The sequence below is a fragment of the Pseudovibrio sp. Ad37 genome, assembly GCF_001623075.1.
Classification (GTDB): domain Bacteria; phylum Pseudomonadota; class Alphaproteobacteria; order Rhizobiales; family Stappiaceae; genus Pseudovibrio.
Genome location: NZ_LMCF01000143.1, coordinates 22882 through 44873, shown reverse-complemented (window position 1 = coordinate 44873; position 21992 = coordinate 22882). Strand labels below are relative to the sequence as shown.

The following is a 21992-nucleotide window of genomic DNA, read 5'->3' as shown; positions in this document are numbered from 1 at the left end:
CAAAATAAAAGGCAGCTTCTCTGGGGAGGCTGCCTTTTTGCTTTCGTTGGGCTGTATCTATTAGAAAGTCAGGTCTTGTGCTGGCTTTGAAGAGATCTAGAACGCGCCCTTGCGGTTTTCAATCGCCTCTTTGATTGGCTTGCTGCTGTAAAATACAAGGCGCAGGCCGCTCACGGTGTCTTCTCCAAAGACCTCCAGGCTATGGTAGTCCGTGCAATTGTCCGACAGCTGGCGAAGAGCTTCCGCGTTGGATGGTTTATCCAGAGCTTCCTTCAGGAGTTCACCGCTGTTGTTGACGTATGTAATACGGCAGGTTTTGTCCTCGGTGGCGGTCATGTTCTCTAAGTGAGTGAGGACAGGGTAGGCGTCCAGCAGCTTGCCCATGATTGCAGCGCGGGGAGCTGGGTTTTTGAAGCTGACTTCACGCTGCAGGCCGTAGATGTTCTCGTCCTGGGTGAGCACGCTTACGGTTTCAGAGAGCGTGTCTTTCTCGAGTGTACAAACTGTCTTTGTCTCATCAACTAAGCATCCTTGATACCCGACCTTTTCCAGAAGGCCTCTTACATCATGCTCAAAGCGCTCAACGGTTAAGCCGTGAACTGACGGAAGGTTGGCCCGATCAAGAGCGGGATGCTTCGAGGAGGTCACCGCGACTTGTGTCTCGTTTTTGGGAGACGCGTTTGGAGTGAAATTTACCACCTGAGCGTTGTTGGTTGCGTTTGAACCGGGGGTGACAGGTATTGTAATGTTGATTTGCTGCGATGGTGCGGCTGTTGCAACTGGTGCTACTACCGGCGTTGGTGCAACGATCGCCACAGGTATTGGGGTCGTGGCTGCAACCGGCGCTGGGGCAGAGGCTACGACCGGTGTTGGCGCTGCCGGCTGTTGTGGTGTTGTCAGCTCATAGAGCTTGGCAATTTGTCTGTTATCGAGCTTGCCATTTGCATAACCACCGATGGAAATTTGAAACTGGCGTATGGCGTTGCGCGTGCGGCGGCCTGAAACGCCGTCTGGTGTTCCAGTATCAAAGCCCAGCATGTTCAGGCGTAACTGGATGTCCTGTGTCTCTGCTGAAAAGTTAGTTCTTTTCCGTGTTGTTCGTTTCTGCGTCTGAGCTGGCGCATTCTTTTTGGCGCCATTTACAATAGCGCTACCAATAATGCCTGCGGCCAAGGCCGAAGATGAAATCCTCAGAGCCTGCACGAGCGGTGGTGGCGCTGACTGCTAAAGAGAGGGAGAGAGCGGATGTAAGCTTTGTCATTTTGCGCATTTTGTTGCCTTGCACACATAAAAAATTAAAGGAAAGGCGGGAAAGGCCCACTTGCAGCAAATTTATCTCAAACTCTAAAAAATGTAAGTTGAAATAAATTAAGTAGTTCTATCTTAAGTTGAGAGATCTTATTGCTGATATCTCCAGGGTATCGGTCATAATTGAAGCGTATCTGTTGTTTTACGTCGGCTTGAGGTGAATGCATTTCATGTGAGTGGGTGCGTTTCAGGCAATGATTTAAGGTGTCGGACCTTAGAAATGATGCTGAAGCAGATATCTGAGGTTTGGCTGATGTAGAAAAGGCAGCTTCCGATGGGAGGCTGCCTTTTCTGTCTTGAGATGCTTGATCTGTTTTGATGGATCGGGGTTGAGTTACTTCACACCCCAGATGGACAGCTTGACCTGTTGGTTTTCGCCGATGAGGGCTACGACGAAGTTTGCATCGTAGTTTTGGATAGGATGAAACTCAGCTAAGGCGACGTCGTAGTATTTGCCGTTGATACGACCTGAGGCGTCTTTGTCATAGGTGGTGCCAGCGTGATCCCATAGGTGGACCTCCATTCGCTGCTTGCCACGGTTTTTCGGGTTTCGTTTGCAGAAGGTGTCAAAGCCCAGGTGGCTGCTGACCAGATAGTTGCCATTGCTGATTACTTCTACGGCGACTTCCTTTGCGACGCCTCCGCTGCCCTGAAACTCACGCTCAGCTCTTCGGCGGAGGTACTGGGTGCCGTCGGTTCCAATATCCCATTCGATTAGCTTGCCACGCCCATGGGGTTCTTTATGTATGGTCTGACCTAAGCATCGATGCCCTGTTTTGAACTCGCTGGGGCCTTTGCTTGTTGATAGGGTGGTCCATCGGCCATTGGGAGTGCCATCGGCAGCAGTAATTGCGGCTTTCTGGATTTGGCCCATGCTTACAAGTGTTGGGCCGCGTTCGATCATAGATGCGTTCTGACGTTTGCGAAGGCGAGTAACTCGCAGTTTTCCATCATCGTCACGGAAGGCGAGAAGGTTTGCAGTTCCATCGCTCAGGGCAAGTTGGTCCGCAGAGCCAGCAAACTCATAAATGCCGCGACGGTCGAGTGCTTTCTCCGTCGGGATGTCTTTTGCTTGCTTCAATTTGAAGGCTTGTGCAAACAAGGTGCCGTTCTTTCGTTGAGCGACGACCATAGCAGCAGAGCCAGAACTTGCAGAGGTTACTTCTGTAACTTCCGGGCCGGAGCGAAAGCCACGATATGTGATGGTCCCGTTTCCTGTGATCTTCCAAAGCATGACCCGCAACTTATTATCTGCATCGATGATCGGTGTAATGAAGTGGGTGTTGTCGATCTTTGCAATGGATACGCTGCGAGCTTTGCCCCGGTCGATAAAATCTTTTGGTATTTCAACATTGGACTGCCATGTAGAGATGACGAGGTTATCTGCTGAATCTGATGCGACGAGGATGTACCCCAGATGTCCATTGGCATCATAGCTTGCTGCTTCGATTTCTTTGGCGAGGAACGAAACGGAGTATGCCGCTGCTGTATATGAGACGTCAGGTTTAAATTCTTTGAGCTTGTATAGCTTCTCAGAAAGGGCGGGGGTGGTGATCAGGCACAGTGCGGCCAGCAGCAGAGCCAGTGCTTTTACTCTCAACATTTTGGAGCTCCCAAAAGGACAAATTTGCGGGTGAGCAGAAATGCATTTTTGAGGCTACTTTAACTGTGTATGCAGCAGGAATAATCTCTCGGTTGTAGGGAGGTAATCCTTAGGATGGAGCTTGGGGTGATCTGCTGTATTGGCCTCGGGAGGTATGAGGCCAATACAAAAGAGGATGGTGTTCAGAACTTCAGCTCATCTGCGGCTTCGGATTTGGTTTGGAAGATACCAGTTTGCTCTTCCTCTGCTTGTTGAATGGGGTGGCCGTCGTAGAGAGTGATACGCATGGATTTGAGGTTGCGGTTGCCTTCCAGTTCGATGGCGTAGAAGTTGCGGCAGTTTTCGGTGAGTGTTAGGAGCGTTTCTGGGTCGGATGGGTTGGCTTCTGTTGGTGCTAACAAGCTGCTTCCATTACCTCCGTATTGCTCCAGGCAGATTTTAGAGCTGGATGTTGCCATCTTTTTGAAGCGAGTGAGGTTTGGGTAGGCCTCTGCTAGCTTTGTGAGGACTGCAGACCTTGGGGCGGCGGTCTTGAAGGTCACAGTGCGGCTCAGTCCGTAGATGATGTTTCCAACCTTACTGACGCTGACGGTTTCCTCGAGGTTCTTGGTGGCTTTCTTGCAGATGGTCAGTCCGGTTGTCTCTACACACTCTTCATAGCCTTCTGTTTTTAGAAAGCTTGCGGTTTCGTCGCTGCGCATGCCAGTGATCAGTCCGTAAATGTTGGGTGGATTTTTAGGGTCCAGAGCAAGCTTGTTTTCTTTTGGGATTCTGACCGTTGCTTTTTCTGCCTCAGAGTACCCACCGGGATTGGATTGGGGCAGAGGTGGTTGAGCTGGTGTTGGCTGCGCCTGATCGATCTGGGTCTTCTGATAGCGCTTCTTTTGCGTGCGGGTGTAAAGCTCTTCTAATTGAGACTGTGTGAGCCGCCCGGTTGCCACGTAACCAAGGGTGCTTTGAAACCTGCCTATTGCGCGCAAGGTGCGCTTACCAGCTACGCCGTCAGGGAAACCGGCGTTGTAGCCCAGCAAGTTCAGGCGATACTGGACGTCTTTCAACTGAATGCGGCTGAGAGCCACTGTTTGCTGAGTTGGGATGCGGGGAATGCTGCGCGCCTGCTGCGATTGAGCGGTGACGACATGCGGGGTTGGTTGTTGAGCTGCGGTGTGATCAATGATCGTGTTTCCGATCGCTCTTACACCAAGTCCGATGATGAAGTCCCCCGTATCAGCCTGGGTGGATGAGGGGATTGCGACAGCTGTTGTTGCTGCAAGAGCAAGCGCTTTGAAAAATGTGCCCATAAAACCGGTCCTTGAAATGAAATGGACTGTCGACTTTTTTGTATTTTGATTGAGATGATTGTTCCTGAGTTTATCGCAGGAGCCGCCCCAAGCTAAGTAGAATTACGAGATTTGACTTTTTTGAGGCGGTTTTCAAATTTTCATTGATGGCGAATAAGATATTTTTCAGGGCTAGCCAAAAAGTCCTTGAGTCCAGAAGGGGATAAAATGGGTGATATGCAGTCCTGTTTTCCACATCTGAACGCATTTCGAGGCCGATTTTCACAGTGAAAACAAGTTATTCAGGAAAAACTCGCAAAGTCGATCCAACTTCGCTTGACTTGGACCCGCCCCCGCCGTAAATCAGCGCCACCAACAACGACACAACGTTGCTGACCCAAGCGGGTGTAGCTCAGTTGGTTAGAGTGCCGGCCTGTCACGCCGGAGGTCGCGGGTTCGAGTCCCGTCACTCGCGCCACTTTTCCTTAGGGAGAGTGGTGCAGGAAAGCAAAGTGTTGTTGAAGGTAGTTTGGATTGAGCGGGTGTAGCTCAGTTGGTTAGAGTGCCGGCCTGTCACGCCGGAGGTCGCGGGTTCGAGTCCCGTCACTCGCGCCACTTCCCTTGGGAAGTGGTGTTCAGTCCAAGCAAACTGTTATAGCTGCGGGTGTAGCTCAGTTGGTTAGAGTGCCGGCCTGTCACGCCGGAGGTCGCGGGTTCGAGTCCCGTCACTCGCGCCACTTCTCTTTGAGAAGTAGCTGCTATAACAAACACATAAATGAGAGTTGCGGGTGTAGCTCAGTTGGTTAGAGTGCCGGCCTGTCACGCCGGAGGTCGCGGGTTCGAGTCCCGTCACTCGCGCCACTTTCATTTACTACGAAAAGCACGGTGTTCGCTTTAAATAGCGCGCTGTGCTTTCGTGTATTCTGGCTCATCTTCTCTGGATTTCATTGCATTATCTACCCATGTTTTCTGCTGAAGCTTTGCTGTCTTATATTTAGGGTAGGGGAACTGCCGGATATGGCAGATTTAGCGGACAAGCTTTAGTGGGCAGGGGCTTAAAACAAAGTCCATTATGGTGGCTCATGGGTATTGCCCTGCGACTCTTCAATTGAGACGTTTTGACTATTTACGCAGAACTACGCAGGAAAATGCACCAATTTTATTGTCCGATTTTAAGTCTTGAGTAGTTTTCCCAAGCAATTGTTAGAAAACGTCATTTTTCTATTTTAATATGAGTATTTTACTCATAATATATATCTCTAGGTTTTTAGCGGCTTTTTAGTGCCCGCCTCTCGAGAATGTGATCTTCTCGTGGCGTAAGGCACTCTTTCCGACCCGATTTACTCCGTTGTAAGGTCTTGCGCAGATGGTGGGGCTAAGCTAATCGTGCGTTGCGGTGCGACTAGATACACCGGATCCTAGGGTGTCCTTCCAAATCTTACGCCCTACTTTCTGCCGTGTGTGCAGTGCACCAAGAGTTTTATTGGTCGCATGACCTGTTACGTCCAGGGACGGATATACAAATGGAAGACCTCCTCAGGGAGTACATCCCGATTGTCGTCTTTATCGGTGTTGCCCTCGTTATTGGCCTCGCGCTTCTCATTGCCCCGTTTATCGTTGCTTTCAAGAATCCAGATTCTGAGAAGCTTTCTGCTTACGAGTGTGGCTTTAACGCCTTTGATGACGCGCGTATGAAATTCGACATCCGGTTTTATCTGGTATCGATCCTTTTCATCATCTTTGATCTCGAAGTTGCTTTCCTCTTCCCATGGGCTGTTGCTTATGGTGGGCTGGGCTGGTTTGGCTTCGTCTCCATGATGATCTTCCTGGGCGTGCTCACGATTGGGTTCATCTATGAATGGAAGAAGGGAGCGCTGGAATGGGATTGATCTCTGACGGCTCCAAGCCTCTTGTCTCTGAAGCTCCAAAAGGGATCATTGATCCCAACACAGGTCGCCCAGTGGGCGAGAATGATCCGTTCTTCATGAATGTGAACAACGAGCTTTCTGATAAGGGTTTTCTGGTTACTTCCAGTGAAAGCTTGATTCAGTGGGCACGTACCGGTTCGCTTATGTGGATGACGTTTGGTCTTGCCTGTTGTGCAGTGGAAATGATGCAGATGTCGATGCCGCGTTATGACGCAGAGCGTTTCGGCTTTGCTCCTCGTGGCTCCCCACGTCAGTCTGATGTGATGATTGTTGCCGGAACATTGACCAACAAAATGGCACCTGCGCTGCGTAAGGTTTACGACCAGATGCCAGAGCCTCGTTATGTGATCTCCATGGGATCATGTGCAAATGGCGGCGGTTACTACCACTATTCCTATTCTGTTGTTCGCGGATGTGACCGGGTTGTTCCGGTTGATATCTATGTGCCGGGTTGTCCTCCAACTGCTGAAGCGCTGCTTTATGGTGTGCTGCTGCTGCAGAAGAAGATCCGCCGCACGGGTACGATTGAAAGATAAATTACAGGTCGTGCGCTTTCGTGGTGCACGGCCTTATCGACATTGCTGGCATGGGGTTCCTTGCCATTTGTGAGATGTCCAACCTATAGGAAACAAGGTGATGGACGAGACGCTTAGCGAACTCGGTGAATTTATCGAGCTAACGCTTGGAGACAAAGTTAAGAGCTGGTCGGTTGCTTATGGCGATCTGGCTCTTAATGTGTCCCATGATGAGATTATCAAAGTTTTGCGTTTCCTGCGCGATGACGCGCGGTGCGGCTTTGTAGCATTGGTTGATATTTGCGGTGTGGACTGGCCAGCTCGGGAAAAACGTTTCGATGTTGTGTACCACCTGCTTTCCCCCGTTCAGAACTTGCGCGTTCGCGTGAAGGTTCAGACAGATGAGGCCACTCCGGTTCCTTCTGTAATCTCCATTTTCAGGGGTGCTGAATGGTTTGAACGTGAAGCCTACGACATGTACGGCATTCTGTTCACCGGTAACCCGGATCTGCGGCGTTTGCTGACTGACTACGGTTTTGACGGCTTCCCGCTTCGCAAGGATTTCCCTCTGACTGGTTATGTAGAGGTTCGCTACGACGACACCAAGAAACGTGTTGTTTATGAGCCTGTGCAGCTTACTCAGGAATTCCGTAGTTTTGATTTCCTCTCACCATGGGAAGGTACTGACTACGTGCTTCCTGGTGATGAAAAAGCATCGAACTGAGGCACGGGTAGAGAATGGCTGAGGCTCAGGTACGAAACTTTAATATTAACTTTGGTCCGCAGCACCCTGCGGCGCACGGTGTGCTGCGTCTGGTTCTTGAACTGGACGGTGAGGTGGTCATTCGCGTTGACCCGCATATCGGATTGCTGCACCGGGGTACTGAAAAACTGATCGAGCACAAGACCTATCTTCAGGCTGTGCCTTACTTCGACCGGTTGGACTATGTAGCACCCATGAACCAGGAGCATGCTTATGCTCTTGCTGTTGAGCGTTTGCTGGGCATTGAAGTGCCAAAACGCGGTCAGCTGATCCGTGTGCTTTATTCAGAAATCGGGCGTTTGCTATCACATCTTCTGAATGTGACCACGCAAGCATTGGATGTTGGTGCGTTGACACCACCGCTGTGGGGCTTTGAGCCACGCGAAGAGCTCATGGGTTTTTATGAACGAGGTTGTGGTGCCCGTATGCACGCAGCTTATGTGCGTCCAGGCGGTGTGCATCAGGATCTTCCTGCTCAATTGCTTGAGGATATGTGGAACTGGTGTGATCCGTTCCTCAAAACTCTTGACGACATTGAAGGCCTTCTGACTGACAACCGTATCTTCAAACAGCGTAACGTTGATATCGGCATTGTTGATCTTGATGATGCCTGGGCAATGGGCTTTTCCGGTGTAATGGTCCGTGGTTCTGGTGCGAAGTGGGATCTGCGTAAGTCGCAGCCTTACGAGTGCTATGATGAAATGGAATTCGACATTGCAGTCGGTAAGAACGGTGACTGTTACGATCGTTACCTGATCCGGATGTTTGAGATGCGTCAATCTGTTCGCATCATGAAGCAGTGTCTGGAGATGCTGGGTAAGGAAACTGGCCCTGTTTCTTCAACCGATGGTAAAGTGGTTCCTCCGAAGCGCAATGAAATGAAGCGCTCCATGGAAGCTCTGATCCATCATTTCAAGCTTTACACTGAGGGTTACAAAGTTCCTGAAGGTGAAGTTTATGCAGCCGTTGAAGCGCCAAAAGGCGAATTCGGTGTTTATCTTATCTCTGACGGAACCAATAAGCCTTACCGCTGTAAAATTAAGGCTCCGGGTTTTGCCCATTTGCAGGCAATGGATTATATGTGCAAGGGTCACATGTTAGCTGATGTAGCTGCAGTAATGGGTTCTCTAGATATCGTATTCGGGGAGATTGACCGATAATGTCAGTGCGTCGTCTTCATCACGAACAACCAGATTCTTTTGAGTTCTCTCCAGAAAATCTGGAATGGGCGAATAAAGTTATCGCGCGTTATCCAGAAGGGCGTCAGGCATCTGCTGTCGTGCCAATTCTGTGGCGTGCGCAAGAGCAGGTTGGTTGGGTGACCGAACCAGCGATCCGTGTGATCTCTGAAATGCTCGATATGCCTCGCATCCGTGTTCTGGAAGTGGCAACCTTCTACACCATGTTCCAGCTGCAGCCGGTCGGTAAAAAAGCACACATTCAGGTGTGTGGTACGACCCCCTGTCAGCTGCGTGGTTCTGAAGAGCTTATCAAAGTTTGTAAAAGCAAGATCTCCGAGACCCCTCATACCCTTTCCGAAGATGGAAATTTCTCCTGGGAAGAGGTTGAGTGCCTTGGTGCTTGTGTAAACGCGCCGATGGTGCAGATCTTCAAAGACTTCTATGAGGATCTGGATGTTGAGAAGTTTGAAAAGCTTCTTGATAACATTGCAGGCGGAAAGCCGGTTCTACCGGGCCCTCAGGGTGTTGACCGTATCTTCGCGGCGCCAGAGGGTGGTCCAACCACATTGTTGAATATTGAGGACACCACAAAGGGTGCGCCTCAGGAAGCTATTGTTGTTGACGGTTCCGATGCAGCGTCACGGCACCATGCAGGTGCTGCTCTGAATACTGGCGGTGCTGGTTATACTGGTGTTCCTCGTCCGGCTGAGGCTGGTGTTGCGGAGTTCTTGGAGAGCCACCGCAAAGCTCAGGAAGCCAAAGCGAAAGGTGAGGGGTAAGCGATGCTGAACGATTCCGATCGTATCTTCACCAATATCTATGGTCTGCATGACTGGGGGCTCGAAGGGGCTCGTCAGCGTGGATCATGGTCTGGTACCAAAGACATTATTGACAAAGGTCGCAGCTGGATCATCGACGAAATGAAGACTTCCGGTCTTCGTGGTCGTGGTGGTGCAGGCTTCCCGACTGGCCTGAAGTGGTCCTTCATGCCGAAGGAAAGCGATGGTCGTCCGGCCTATCTCGTTGTTAATGCAGATGAGTCCGAGCCGGGTACCTGTAAAGACCGTGAAATCATGCGTCACGATCCTCACCATCTGGTTGAGGGCTGCTTGCTTGCTGGTTTCGCGATGGGTGCTATTGCGGCGTACATTTACGTGCGCGGCGAGTTCATTCGTGAACGTGAGCGCCTGCAGGCTGCGATTGATCAGGCTTATGATGCTGGCCTGATCGGCAAGAACAACAAGAACGGCTATGACTTTGATATCTACGTGCACCACGGTGCAGGGGCTTACATCTGCGGTGAAGAAACTGCACTGCTGGAAAGTCTTGAGGGTAAAAAAGGTCAACCGCGTCTGAAGCCTCCGTTCCCTGCGAACATGGGTATCTATGGCTGTCCAACCACAGTGAACAACGTGGAATCCATTGCTGTTGCCCCGACCATCTTGCGTCGTGGTGGTGCATGGTTCTCCGGTATTGGCCGCGAAAACAACGCTGGTACAAAATTGTTCTGTGTTTCCGGACACGTGAACAAACCTTGTACCGTTGAAGAGACCATGGGTATTCCGTTCAAGGAGCTGATTGAAAAGCACTGCGGTGGCATCCGTGGCGGCTGGGACAATCTGCTGGCGGTTATTCCGGGTGGTTCTTCTGTTCCTTGTGTGAAGGGCGAAGAAATTCGCGACGCCAAGATGGACTTTGACGGTCTGCGCGAAGTTGGCTCTTCCCTGGGTACAGCTGCTGTGATCGTGATGGACAACTCCACGGACATCATCAAAGCGATTGCTCGTCTGTCCTACTTCTACAAACACGAAAGCTGCGGTCAGTGTACGCCGTGCCGTGAAGGTACGGGCTGGATGTGGCGTGTTATGGAGCGGATGGTCAAGGGCGAGAGCTCTTATGAGGAAATCGACATGCTGTTCAAAGTGACCAAGCAGGTGGAAGGTCATACGATCTGCGCGCTTGGTGATGCGGCGGCATGGCCTATTCAGGGTTTGATCAAAAACTTCCGCCCTGTGATTGAAGATCGGATCGACAGTTACGTTGCTACGCAGCGCACACCGACCGACAAGATTGCGGCGGAGTAGGGGATATGAAGATCAGCAATGAGAAAAAACGTCTGGATGTGAATGAAAGCGACCTTTCAGGTTCCGTGTTTGATGACTGTGTCCTTTCCGGGTGCTCCTTTAATAACGTGAACATGTCTGGTAGCCGCATCAACGACGTTAACCTCTCAGGCTGGTCGATCCTTGATGCAAACCTTTCTGGTTGGTCAGTCGAGAAAGTCAATCTTTCTGGGCTGATCCTTGAAAATGCCAATCTGGCTGGCGCTAAAATCAAAAGCTGCCGGCTTGAGGGCATGACCATCGATGGAATTGAAGTGACTGAGCTTCTTGAAGCTTATCGGGCTAAAGAAGCTAAGGGTGAGGATGCCAACGCATGACCAAGCTTGTCGTCGACGGCAAAGAAATTGAAGTTCCTGCGGAATATACCGTTATGCAGGCCTGTGAAGAGGCCGGCGCGGAAATTCCTCGGTTCTGTTTTCATGACCGGCTTTCAGTGGCCGGCAACTGCCGCATGTGCCTTGTAGAAGTAAAAGGCGGACCGCCAAAACCGGTTGCCTCTTGTGCAATGGGCGTGCGCGATCTGCGTCCGGGACCAGAAGGCCAGCCACCAGAGATTTTTACAAAATCTCCTATGGTGAAAAAAGCGCGTGAAGGTGTGATGGAGTTTCTCCTGATCAACCACCCGCTGGACTGCCCTATCTGTGACCAAGGCGGTGAGTGTGATCTTCAAGATCAGGCCATGGCTTACGGTGTAGATAGTTCCCGTTATGCGGAAAACAAGCGCGCAGTTGAAAATAAATATGTCGGTCCGCTTGTGAAAACGATCATGACACGCTGCATTCACTGCACGCGCTGTGTTCGCTTTACGACCGAGGTTGCCGGTGTTTCTGAACTGGGCCTGATTGGCCGCGGTGAAGACGCCGAGATTACCACTTATCTTGAAGAAGCGCTTTCCTCCGAGCTGCAGGGCAACGTGATTGACCTTTGCCCGGTTGGTGCTCTGACTTCCCGCCCATACGAGTTCAATGCTCGCCCCTGGGAACTGGTGAAGACAGAAAGCGTCGACGTGATGGACGCTCTTGGCTCCGCTATCCGTGTGGATACACGCGGTAAAGAAGTCATGCGCATCATGCCTCGCCTCAATGAAGAGGTGAACGAGGAATGGATCTCCGACAAAACCCGCTTTATCTGGGATGGTCTGAAGACACAGCGTCTGGATCGCCCATACGTGAAGCAGAACGGCAAGCTGGCTCCTGCGAGCTGGACTGACGCTCTGAATGCGGTTGCGTCAAAGGTGAAAGCGGCTGGTGGTGCTAAAACTGCTGCGATCGCTGGTGATCTTGCTACTGTTGAAGAAATGTTTGCTCTGAAGGCTCTGATGGAGAGTGTTGGTTCTGCCAACATGGATTGCCGTCAGGATGGTGCACAGCTTGATCCGTCTCTTGGTCGGACAACCTATCTGTTTAACTCTTCCGTGGAAGGTATTGAAGACGCTGATGCAATTCTGCTCGTGGGTGCTAACCCACGTGTTGAGGCGCCAGTTCTCAATGCCCGCATCCGTAAGGTTTGGCGTCATGGCGGTGCAAAAGTTGGTCTGATTGGCCAACCTGCGGATCTGACCTACGACGTGGATTACCTCGGTGCTGGTCCAGACACTCTGGCGGACGTTGCTTCTGGCAAGAACGCATTTGCAGAGGTTCTGAAGAACGCTAAAAATCCAATGATCATCGTTGGTGAAGGCGCGATTGCCCGTGAAGACGGTGCTGCTGTACTGGCCGCTGCTGCCAAGCTTGCTGAAAGCGTTGGTGCTGTGAGCGATGAGTGGAACGGCTTTAACGTTCTTCACACTGCTGCCAGCCGTGTTGGCGGTCTGGATATCGGACTTGTTCCGGGTGAGGGTGGTCTGGATACTGGTGGTATTCAAGACGCAGCTGCCAAAGGCGACGTAGATGTTGTGTTCCTGCTTGGTGCAGATGAACTGGACATGGCTTCCTTCGGGGATGCGTTTGTTGTTTACATCGGCACCCACGGTGACCGCGGCGCACACCGCGCTGACGTTATTTTGCCAGGTGCTGCTTACACCGAAAAACCAGGTACTTTTGTGAACCTGGAAGGCCGTGTACAGCTGGCAAACCGCGCTGCATTCCCTCCTGGTGAGGCACGTGAGGACTGGGCAATCATTCGTGCGCTTTCCGGTGCACTTGGTAAGCCGCTTTCCTTCAACAGTTTTGCGCAGTTGCGCGGAGCTGTTGTTGAGGCAGTTCCTCATATGGCGAATGTAAATTGCATCGCGACCGGTGTTGCTTCGGATGTTTCCAAGCTTGCCGCACGCGGTGGTGACATGAATGGTGCCGGTTTCGCACAGGCATTCAGTGATTTTTATCTAACCAACCCGATTGCCCGAGCTTCAGCGGTGATGGCCGAGTGTTCTGCACTTGCCATGCAGCGCCGAGCTGAGGCGGCGGAATAAGGGGACGGTGAGCATGGAAGCTTTTTTCTGGGATTATGGCTGGCCGCTGATCATCATGCTCTTCCAGAGCGTGCTCTTGATGGTCGTGCTGCTGCTGATCGTTGCTTACATTCTATACGGTGACCGTAAGATCTGGGCTGCCGTCCAGATCCGTCGTGGTCCTAACGTTGTTGGCCCCTGGGGCTTGCTACAGAGTTTTGCGGATCTTTTGAAATTCGTTTTGAAAGAGCCAGTGATCCCGTCGGGATCTGATAAGTTTCTGTTTTTGTTTGCACCGCTGATTACAGTGGTTCTCTCCCTTGCAGCTTGGGTGGTTATTCCGGTCGCTGATGGCTGGGCGATTGCAAACATCAACGTGGGTATTTTGTATGTGTTCGCGATCAGCTCCCTTGGAGTTTACGGCGTGATCATCGGTGGTTGGGCTTCCAACTCCAAATACCCGTTCCTGTCAGCTCTGCGTTCTGCAGCTCAGATGGTTTCTTACGAAGTGTCTATTGGTTTCGTGATCGTAACTGTTCTGCTCTGTGTTGGTTCGTTGAACCTGACCGAAATCGTTTATGCGCAGCAAGCTCGCGGGCTTGCTCACATGCTGGGCGTTCCATGGTTGTCTATCTTGAACTGGTATTGGTTGCCGCTGTTCCCGATGTTCGTGGTGTTCTTTGTTTCCGCACTTGCTGAAACAAACCGTCCTCCATTCGATCTGGCAGAAGCGGAATCCGAACTGGTTGCAGGCTTCATGGTTGAGTACGGCTCTACCCCTTACATGATGTTCATGTTGGGTGAGTATGTGGCGATCTCCTTGATGTGTGCTCTGATGACCATCCTGTTCATGGGCGGTTGGCTGCCTCCATTGGATATTGCACCATTCACTTGGGTGCCTGGTGTCGTCTGGTTCCTGCTCAAGAGTTTGTTGGTGTTCTTCTTCATCTCCATGGCGAAAGCAATGGTCCCGCGGTATCGCTATGACCAGCTGATGCGTCTGGGGTGGAAAGTCTTCCTGCCGCTGTCACTGGCAATGGTGTTCATCGTGGCCTTCGTGCTGATGTTCATGGGCTGGACCCCACCAGTGGGTGGGTTCGGAGCATGATTTCCATCGCCGGGTTAATCGGCGGTGTAATGGGAATTTACCTTGGATGGCTGAACTACCGTCTCCTTCTTGGATTTATGGAGGCAGCCATCAACAAAGGAAAAGAGCGCAACCCAGCTGAGAAAGGTTGGGTTGAGCTGGCGGAACCGACGATCCGCAAAGTCATTTTTACCCTGACGATAATCGGGATTCCGATTATCGGATATCTCGCCGGAGCTAGCATTGCTCCTTAATTCGAGAGGAAAGGGTAACGAGAACCTAGTATGACTTCTTGGAAGTGCTCCTTGGTTCTCTTGGATTGTAATCGATCTTCCATGCCGGTGGCATGTTCGATCAAGAAAGGGCTGTAAAGGCTATGGGACTGGGACAGGCCGCAAAGTCGTTGCTTTTGAAGGAGTTCGTATCGGCGTTTTTTCTTGCCATGCGTTACTTCTTCAAGCCAAAGCCGACGATTAACTATCCCTTTGAGAAGGGTGCTGTAAGCCCGCGTTTTCGCGGTGAACACGCCTTGCGCCGGTATCCGAACGGAGAAGAGCGCTGCATTGCTTGTAAGCTGTGTGAAGCGATCTGCCCTGCGCAGGCCATTACGATTGAAGCTGGACCTCGTCGTAATGACGGGACACGCCGTACCACTCGCTACGACATTGACATGACCAAGTGCATTTACTGCGGGTTCTGTCAGGAAGCGTGTCCGGTGGATGCGATCGTGGAAGGCCCGAACTTTGAATTTGCGACCGAGACGCGGGAAGAGCTGTTCTACGACAAGGACAAGCTGCTTGCGAATGGGGAGCGTTGGGAGCGTGAGATCGCTCGCAATATCGAATTGGATGCTCCGTACCGTTAAGGTAACGGGAGTGGATTGTGTCCGGTTGGGGCTTTGCACTGACCGGGCGAGACAATAGGACAAAGGCAACCTAAAAATGGTTTTGCAGGCCCTGTTTTTCTATCTGTTTGCCGCACTTGCGGTGGCCTCTGCCTTCATGGTGATTGCTTCTCGCAATCCGGTTCACTCAGTGCTGTTCCTCATCCTGTGCTTCTTTAATGCAGCTGGGTTGTTTGTACTGATTGGTGCCGAGTATCTGGCGATGCTTCTGGTTGTTGTCTACGTGGGGGCGGTCATGGTGCTGTTCCTGTTCGTGGTCATGATGCTGGATGTTGACTTTGCCGAAATGCGTCAGGGGTTCTTGCAGTATTTGCCAATCGGCGCGCTGATTGGTGCAATTCTGCTGGCTGAACTCTTGATGGTTGCCAGTGGCTGGTACATCGCTCCTGGCATGTTAGGTGAAGGGTCCGCCCCGACACCTCCTGTTGAGCAGACACAAAATATCGCCGCTATCGGTGAATTGCTTTACACCCGCTACATTTACTGGTTCCAGATTTCTGGTCTGGTGCTGCTGGTTGCAATGATCGGTGCGATTGTATTGACCCTCCGCCATAAGCCGGGTGTACGCCGTCAGAATATCTCTGAACAGAATGCCCGTCGTCCTGAAACTTCGATCGAAGTGGTCAAAGTTGAAAGAGGCAAGGGGTTGTAAGGCGCGTTTGTAACGGGTCTTCACCATTAATTCGTACCGGAGAAAAGGCCTTCCTCTTGAGGGTTCCTTCTTCGGAGTTTGAATAGAAAACGGGGAGCACTGAGAGGCGCCCATGGAAATTGGCATAGCGCACTATCTCGGGGTCGCAGCGATCCTATTCACCATCGGGATCTTTGGCATCTTTCTCAACCGAAAGAACGTCATCGTGATCCTGATGTCTATCGAGCTTTTATTGCTCGCAGTTAATATCAACCTGGTGGCATTTTCCTACTTCATGCAGGACATGGTTGGTCAGATCTTTGCGCTCCTGGTTCTTACCGTTGCAGCAGCAGAGGCGGCTATTGGTCTTGCTATTCTGGTTGTTTACTTCCGTAACCGCGGCTCTATTGCCGTGGAAGACATCAATATGATGAAAGGCTGAGGGGCGGATGTTTTCAGCAATCGTTTTTCTGCCGTTGCTTGGCTTCCTGATTGTCGGAATGTTCGGCAATCGGCTTGGGGTCAAAGCCAGCGAGTATATCACCAGCGGCTTTATGATTGTCGCAGCCCTTTTGTCTTGGGTGGTGTTTTTTCAATTCGGCATTGGGTCGGAGAGTACTCAGATTGCAACAATCTTCCGCTGGATCACCTCTGGGGATCTGTCGGTTAACTGGACAATCCGGGTCGACACACTCACCGCAGTGATGCTGGTGGTTGTGAACTCCATTTCCTGTGTGGTTCACATCTACTCTATCGGGTACATGCACCACGATCCGGATCGTCCGCGGTTCTTTGCTTATCTGTCTTTCTTTACCTTCTCAATGTTGGCACTGGTCACTTCTGATGACTTGCTGCAAATGTTTTTTGGTTGGGAAGGCGTTGGTCTTGCATCGTACCTGTTGATCGGATTCTGGTACAAAAAACCTTCTGCCAATGCGGCTGCGATGAAAGCCTTCATCGTTAACCGCGTGGGTGACTTTGGTTTTGCTCTGGGTATCTTCGGTGTTTTCTACCTGTACGGTTCCATCGACTTCACGACGATTTTCAGCAGCGGCCCTTCTCTTCTTGAAAGCAAAGAGCCTGTTCTGAATTTCCTTGGGTATGAATTGATGCCTGAAGCGGCACTGACAGTTATTTGCCTGCTGCTCTTTATGGGTGCCATGGGTAAGTCAGCTCAGTTCCTGCTTCACACCTGGTTGCCGGATGCGATGGAAGGCCCAACGCCTGTTTCCGCGCTGATCCATGCAGCGACCATGGTGACGGCTGGTGTGTTCATGGTTGCGCGTCTTGCTCCAGTCTTTGAACTTGCACCAACAGCTCTGACGATTGTGACCTTCGTTGGTGCGACGACTGCCTTCTTTGCAGCGACCATTGGCTGTGTGCAGAACGACATCAAGCGCGTGATTGCATATTCCACCTGTTCTCAGCTGGGGTACATGTTCGTGGCGCTGGGTGTTGGTGCGTTCGGTGTTGGTATCTTCCACCTGTTCACACACGCGTTCTTTAAAGCACTGCTGTTCTTATGTGCTGGCTCTGTTATTCACTCTGTGTCTGACGAGCAGGACATGCGTAAGATGGGTGGTCTGCGTAAGCACATTCCATGGACCTACTGGACCATGATGATTGGTACACTGGCCCTGACTGGTTTCGGTATTCCGTTCACCTATATCGGTACAGCTGGCTTCATCTCCAAAGATGCGATTATTGAAGCTGCTTATATCGGTCACAACATGTTTGCGTCCTATGCCTTCTGGGCAACAGTTCTTGCAGCTGCGATGACCAGTTTCTACAGCTGGCGTCTGGTGTTCATGACCTTCCACGGTAAACCTCGGGCTTCTGTTGATGTGATGAAACACATCCATGAGAGCCCATGGGTTATGCTTGTGCCGCTACTGTTGCTTGCACTTGGTGCAGCTTTTGCCGGTATGGTATTCAAGGAAGCGTTCATCGGTCACGACTACATCCATTTCTGGAAGAACGTCTTTGGCGGTACGAACAGTGAGCTCGCAGTCATTGAAGAAATGCATCACGTCCATTGGCTCGTGAAGCTTTCCCCATGGCTTGCAATGGCTGGCGGTTTCATTCTTGCTTACCTCTTCTACATCGCTAAACCAGATATGCCGAAGGCTCTGGCAGAGCGTCATAAGCCTCTGTACCTGTTCCTCCTGAACAAGTGGTACTTTGATGAGCTTTATGACTTCCTGTTCGTGAAACCTTCCCTGGCTCTTGGCCGCTTCCTGTGGAAGCGTGGTGACGGCACTGTGATTGACGGACTTGGTCCTGACGGTGTTGCCTCACGCGTTCAGCAGGTTACCGGTTGGGTTGTTCGCCTGCAGTCTGGCTACATCTATCACTACGCATTTGCCATGTTGATCGGGGTTGCCTTCTTCGTGACCCTGGCCATGTTCTCCGGTGGGGGAGTTCATTAATGAACGACTGGTCCATCCTTTCCATCACAACATTTCTCCCACTGGTCGGTGTGTTCTTCATCCTGCTGGTGCGGGGGGATGACCCAGATGCGAAAACGAATATTCGGCGTGTTGCGCTGATTACGACGAGTTTCACATTTATCGTCTCCTTGTTCATCTGGGGCGGGTTCACCAACGAGAACCCTGGCTTCCAGATGGTGGAGAAGCACAACTGGTTTGGTGACACCTTCACCTACCACATGGGCGTTGACGGCATTTCCATGCTGTTCGTGATCCTGACTACTTTCCTTATGCCGCTGTGTATTCTGGCGAGCTGGGAAAGCATTCAGACCCGCGTCAAGGAATACATGATCGCTTTCCTCGTACTGGAAACACTGATGATCGGTGTGTTCTGTTCGCTGGATCTGGTTCTGTTCTACGTGTTCTTTGAAGCTGGTCTCATTCCGATGTTCCTAATCATCGGTGTTTGGGGTGGCCCGCGCCGCGTTTATGCAAGTTATAAGTTCTTCCTGTACACTTTGCTCGGCTCTGTGCTGATGCTGGCAGCTATCATGGCTATGTACTGGCAGGCTGGTACGCTGGATATCCCAACTCTTCTTAATGAGAGCGAATTCCCGGCAGCGATGCAGACGTGGTTGTGGCTGGCTTTCTTCGCAAGCTTTGCGGTGAAGTTGCCAATGTGGCCTGTTCACACCTGGTTGCCAGATGCGCACGTGGAAGCGCCGACAGCTGGTTCTGTTGTTTTGGCTGCGATCCTGCTGAAGATGGGTGGTTATGGGTTCCTAAGGTTCTCATTGCCAATGTTCCCAATCGCTAGTGATATGTTCGCACCGTTCATCTTTACGCTGTCTGTTGTGGCGATCATCTACACCTCACTGGTGGCGCTGGCTCAGGAAGACATCAAGAAGCTGATTGCCTACTCATCCGTTGCTCATATGGGCTTCGTGACCATGGGTATCTTCTCTGCCAACGCGCAGGGTATTGAAGGCGCGATCTTCATGATGTTGGCTCACGGTCTGATCTCTGGCGCACTGTTCCTGTGTGTTGGTGTGATTTATGACCGGATGCACACCCGTCAGATTACGGCTTATGGTGGTCTCGTGAACAACATGCCTCGTTATGCGGTGGCGTTCATGATCTTCACCATGGCAAACGTTGGTCTGCCAGGTACAGCCGGCTTTGTGGGTGAATTCCTGACTATGATTGGTGTGTTCCAGGTGAACACGTGGGTGGCGTTCTTCGCTGCGACTGGTGTGATCCTGTCTGCTGCTTACGCTCTGTTCCTCTACCGCCGCGTCGTGTTTGGTGCGTTGGAGAAGGAAAGCCTCAAGTCCATGCTGGACCTGACTGGACGTGAGAAGCTCATCCTGGCTCCGCTGATCATTTTGACTATCTTCTTCGGGTTCTACCCAGCAGCAGTGCTGGATGTGACGTCCGCGTCCGTTGGTGCCCTTATCGAAAACTACAATGCCGCGCTTGATGCAGGGGGTCTTGCCCATGCAGCCGCTGCTGTGTCTAGCCATTAACAGGGGACCGTGCACTCATGAATGCTGAGCTTCTAGCTATTCCTGATCTAATGCCGGTATTGCCCGAGATCCTTCTGGTTCTCGGCGCAATGGTCCTGCTGATGGTTGGAGCTTTTGGTGGAGAGAAATCCACTCCGCTGGTAACTGGTATCTGCGTTGCGTTGCTCACTGTTGCGGGTCTGATCCTGCTGGTGAGCCCGCATTACGGCACAACATTTGACGGCGCATTCGTACAGGACGCGTTCTCCCAGTACATGAAAATACTGGTGCTGATCGGGTCTGGATTTGCGATTGCGATGTCCGTTGCTTACGCACGTTCTCAGAACTTTGACCGCTTTGAATACCCGATCCTCATCGTGATCGCGACCGTTGGTATGATGCTGATGCTTTCAGCCAACGATCTGATCTCCATGTATCTGGGTGTTGAGCTGCAGTCTCTGGCGCTTTACGTGGTTGCTGCGATTAACCGTGACTCTGTTCGTTCTACTGAGGCTGGCCTGAAGTACTTCGTCCTTGGTGCGTTGTCTTCCGGTATGCTGCTTTACGGTATGTCCTTCATCTATGGCTTTACCGGCCACACTGACTTTACTGGCATCGCGGCGGCTCTGACAGACGATCGCGCGTCCCTTGGTCTGGTGTTTGGTATCGTGTTCATGCTGGCAGGTATTGCCTTCAAGATCTCTGCGGTTCCATTCCATATGTGGACCCCGGACGTTTATGAGGGTGCACCAACACCGGTTACTGCGTTCTTTGCAGCAGCGCCTAAGATTGCTGCGTTCGGTATGCTGATCCGTGTGCTGGTTGAGCCTTTGGGCAATGTGACCACGGACTGGCAGCAGATCGTTGTGTTCATTGCTATTGCGTCTATGGGTCTTGGTGCCTTTGCTGCGATTGGTCAGAAGAACATCAAACGTCTGATGGCATACTCTTCCATTGGTAACATGGGTTACGCTCTGGTTGGTCTGGCTGCTGGTACGGAAGCTGGTGTCCACGGTCTGATCGTGTTCATGACTGCTTACCTTGCGATGACACTGGGTGCGTTTGCTTGCATCCTGTCCATGCGCCGCAAGGAAGGTATGGTTGAAGAGATCTCCGATCTTGCAGGTCTTTCCAAGACCAACCTGCCAATGGCAGTGTTGCTTGCAGTGATCATGTTCTCCCTGACCGGTCTGCCACCACTCATTGGCTTCTTTGGTAAGTTCTACGTGTTCATCGCTGCGATGGATGCAGGTCTTGCTCCATTGGTCGTGATTGGTCTGGTGACCAGCGTTGTGGCTGCTTACTATTACCTGCGTGTGATCAAGGTCATGTTCTTTGATGATGCGACTGGCGAGTTCCTGCCAATGTCCGGTGAAATGAAAATTGTGCTTGGTCTTTCCAGTGCAGTCGTCGGACTGTTCTTCATCATGCCGGAGCCAATTATGAATGCGGCTGCCAATGCGGCTGGCGTTCTGTTCTAGTTTCCTATGATGAACCTTGGACAATTAAAAGACGAAGGCCCGGTGCGATCTGCACCGGGCTTTTGTTTTGAGTACTACGACCAGATCGGGTCCACCAACACCCACGGCCTGCACAAGGCACGGGAAGGGCATCCGGGTAATCTGTGGGTCCGCTCCGATATTCAGTTGAGCGGGCGCGGACGCCGTGGACGGGCGTGGACTTCGGAGACCGGCAATCTGTTTGCCTCAGTGTTGCTGCGGGTGGGTGTACAGAACGAGAAGATCGTTCAGCTGCCCTTTGTGGCGGCTCTTGCCCTTGGAGAGGCCATTGAACGGGCAACAGGTGCGCACAATCTGGTGCAGCTGAAGTGGCCGAATGATGTGCTCATCGACGGACAAAAAGTCTCTGGCATATTGCTTGAGAGCGAAAGTGGGCCTAATGGTGAGCTGTGCCTTGTGTGCGGTTTTGGCGTCAACGTGTCTCATCACCCGGATCTGGGTGATTATGCTGTTACAGATTTACGCAGCATGGGATACATGTGTGAGCCGCAACAGGTCTTTGACGCACTTGCGCAAAGTTTTGCACGATGGCTGGAAACGTGGAAAGCTGCCAGTGGGTTTGAAGAGATCAGATCTGCATGGCTGCGACGCGCCGTGGGGCGCGGGAAACCGATCCGTGTCCGCCTGAGCAATGAAGAGTTTTTCGGTGTCTTTATGGACATCGACCAAATGGGTCGCCTGATCGTCAAGATGGATCATGGTGGCGAGCGGCTGGTGACAGCCGGAGATGTTTTCTTTTCCTGAAGACGTGCAAAGCGTGTTCTGCTGGCTTTTTGAATACTAAGGCCACTCGTCTGTCAGGACATAGAGCAAGTTGCGTTCATTT

At 51.6% G+C, this 21992-nt stretch carries 20 protein-coding genes and 4 tRNA genes; 21 read left to right on the top strand and 3 right to left on the bottom strand.

Annotated elements, in window-relative coordinates:
• Positions 1-96: 96 nt before the first annotated feature.
• From PsAD37_RS18635 to PsAD37_RS18620, 3 genes are all read right to left on the bottom strand, one after another.
• On the bottom strand, positions 97-1173 hold the full coding sequence (locus PsAD37_RS18635; protein ID WP_063297426.1) for a peptidoglycan-binding protein: 1077 nt from the start codon (positions 1171-1173) through the stop codon (positions 97-99).
• Positions 1174-1642: 469 nt separating this feature from the next.
• Positions 1643-2911, bottom strand: coding sequence for a hypothetical protein (locus tag PsAD37_RS18625; protein WP_063297424.1), 1269 nt, complete (start codon positions 2909-2911; stop codon positions 1643-1645).
• A gap of 182 nt (positions 2912-3093) precedes the next feature.
• Positions 3094-4212 (bottom strand): peptidoglycan-binding protein, encoded by a 1119-nt coding sequence (locus tag PsAD37_RS18620; RefSeq protein WP_063297423.1) that lies wholly within the window; start codon positions 4210-4212, stop codon positions 3094-3096.
• 380 nt (positions 4213-4592) lie between these two features.
• On the opposite strand from PsAD37_RS18620, the gene PsAD37_RS18615 reads away from it, so the two are divergent.
• The 21 genes from PsAD37_RS18615 (at position 4593) to PsAD37_RS18515 (ending at position 21910) form a co-directional block, all read left to right on the top strand.
• Positions 4593-4669: transfer RNA gene (locus PsAD37_RS18615), tRNA-Asp, on the top strand.
• Positions 4670-4729: 60 nt separating this feature from the next.
• Positions 4730-4806, top strand: a tRNA-Asp gene (locus tag PsAD37_RS18610).
• A gap of 45 nt (positions 4807-4851) precedes the next feature.
• Positions 4852-4928, top strand: a tRNA-Asp gene (locus PsAD37_RS18605).
• A 47-nt stretch (positions 4929-4975) separates the two neighbouring features.
• Positions 4976-5052 (top strand) — tRNA-Asp (locus tag PsAD37_RS18600).
• A gap of 662 nt (positions 5053-5714) precedes the next feature.
• Entirely contained in the window at positions 5715-6080 is a 366-nt protein-coding gene (locus PsAD37_RS18595) for an NADH-quinone oxidoreductase subunit A (RefSeq protein ID WP_057465615.1), read from the top strand.
• Positions 6071-6655: an NADH-quinone oxidoreductase subunit B family protein gene (locus PsAD37_RS18590; RefSeq protein ID WP_057465614.1), complete on the top strand. Its 585-nt coding sequence runs from the start codon at positions 6071-6073 to the stop codon at positions 6653-6655. The genes PsAD37_RS18595 and PsAD37_RS18590 overlap by 10 nt, the downstream gene beginning before the upstream one ends.
• 100 nt (positions 6656-6755) lie before the next feature.
• A complete protein-coding gene (locus tag PsAD37_RS18585; RefSeq protein ID WP_063297422.1) occupies positions 6756-7358 on the top strand; it encodes an NADH-quinone oxidoreductase subunit C in 603 nt (200 codons plus the stop codon).
• A 14-nt stretch (positions 7359-7372) separates the two neighbouring features.
• On the top strand, positions 7373-8557 hold the full coding sequence (locus tag PsAD37_RS18580; protein ID WP_063297421.1) for an NADH-quinone oxidoreductase subunit D: 1185 nt from the start codon (positions 7373-7375) through the stop codon (positions 8555-8557).
• Positions 8557-9357 carry an NADH-quinone oxidoreductase subunit NuoE gene (nuoE, locus tag PsAD37_RS18575; RefSeq protein WP_063297420.1) on the top strand — a complete coding sequence of 267 codons (801 nt, stop codon included), beginning with the start codon at positions 8557-8559 and terminating at the stop codon, positions 9355-9357. The genes PsAD37_RS18580 and nuoE overlap by 1 nt, the downstream gene beginning before the upstream one ends.
• A 3-nt stretch (positions 9358-9360) precedes the next feature.
• Complete coding sequence (gene nuoF, locus PsAD37_RS18570) at positions 9361-10662, top strand: NADH-quinone oxidoreductase subunit NuoF (RefSeq protein WP_063297419.1); 1302 nt, start codon at positions 9361-9363, stop codon at positions 10660-10662.
• A gap of 5 nt (positions 10663-10667) precedes the next feature.
• Positions 10668-11018, top strand: coding sequence for a pentapeptide repeat-containing protein (locus PsAD37_RS18565; RefSeq protein ID WP_063297418.1), 351 nt, complete (start codon positions 10668-10670; stop codon positions 11016-11018).
• Positions 11015-13111, top strand: a complete 2097-nt coding sequence (gene nuoG / locus PsAD37_RS18560) for an NADH-quinone oxidoreductase subunit NuoG (RefSeq protein ID WP_063297417.1) — start codon at positions 11015-11017, stop codon at positions 13109-13111. The genes PsAD37_RS18565 and nuoG overlap by 4 nt, the downstream gene beginning before the upstream one ends.
• A gap of 13 nt (positions 13112-13124) precedes the next feature.
• On the top strand, positions 13125-14198 hold the full coding sequence (gene nuoH / locus PsAD37_RS18555; protein WP_063297416.1) for an NADH-quinone oxidoreductase subunit NuoH: 1074 nt from the start codon (positions 13125-13127) through the stop codon (positions 14196-14198).
• Positions 14195-14431 (top strand): hypothetical protein, encoded by a 237-nt coding sequence (locus PsAD37_RS18550; RefSeq protein ID WP_057465606.1) that lies wholly within the window; start codon positions 14195-14197, stop codon positions 14429-14431. Before nuoH ends, PsAD37_RS18550 begins: the two co-directional genes overlap by 4 nt.
• 122 nt (positions 14432-14553) lie before the next feature.
• Positions 14554-15042 carry an NADH-quinone oxidoreductase subunit NuoI gene (nuoI, locus tag PsAD37_RS18545; protein WP_057465605.1) on the top strand — a complete coding sequence of 163 codons (489 nt, stop codon included), beginning with the start codon at positions 14554-14556 and terminating at the stop codon, positions 15040-15042.
• 76 nt (positions 15043-15118) lie between these two features.
• The gene (locus PsAD37_RS18540) at positions 15119-15733 is read left to right on the top strand and encodes an NADH-quinone oxidoreductase subunit J (RefSeq protein ID WP_063297415.1); all 615 of its coding nucleotides are present in this window, start codon (positions 15119-15121) and stop codon (positions 15731-15733) included.
• A gap of 112 nt (positions 15734-15845) precedes the next feature.
• Complete coding sequence (nuoK, locus tag PsAD37_RS18535; protein WP_057465603.1) at positions 15846-16154, top strand: NADH-quinone oxidoreductase subunit NuoK; 309 nt, start codon at positions 15846-15848, stop codon at positions 16152-16154.
• Between the two features lie 7 nt (positions 16155-16161).
• Complete coding sequence (gene nuoL / locus PsAD37_RS18530) at positions 16162-18141, top strand: NADH-quinone oxidoreductase subunit L (protein ID WP_063297414.1); 1980 nt, start codon at positions 16162-16164, stop codon at positions 18139-18141.
• Entirely contained in the window at positions 18141-19667 is a 1527-nt protein-coding gene (locus tag PsAD37_RS18525) for an NADH-quinone oxidoreductase subunit M (RefSeq protein ID WP_063297413.1), read from the top strand. The genes nuoL and PsAD37_RS18525 overlap by 1 nt, the downstream gene beginning before the upstream one ends.
• A 17-nt stretch (positions 19668-19684) precedes the next feature.
• Complete coding sequence (gene nuoN / locus PsAD37_RS18520; protein WP_057465600.1) at positions 19685-21127, top strand: NADH-quinone oxidoreductase subunit NuoN; 1443 nt, start codon at positions 19685-19687, stop codon at positions 21125-21127.
• 42 nt (positions 21128-21169) lie between these two features.
• The gene (locus PsAD37_RS18515; RefSeq protein WP_208991963.1) at positions 21170-21910 is read left to right on the top strand and encodes a biotin--[acetyl-CoA-carboxylase] ligase; all 741 of its coding nucleotides are present in this window, start codon (positions 21170-21172) and stop codon (positions 21908-21910) included.
• Positions 21911-21992 lie beyond the last annotated feature (82 nt).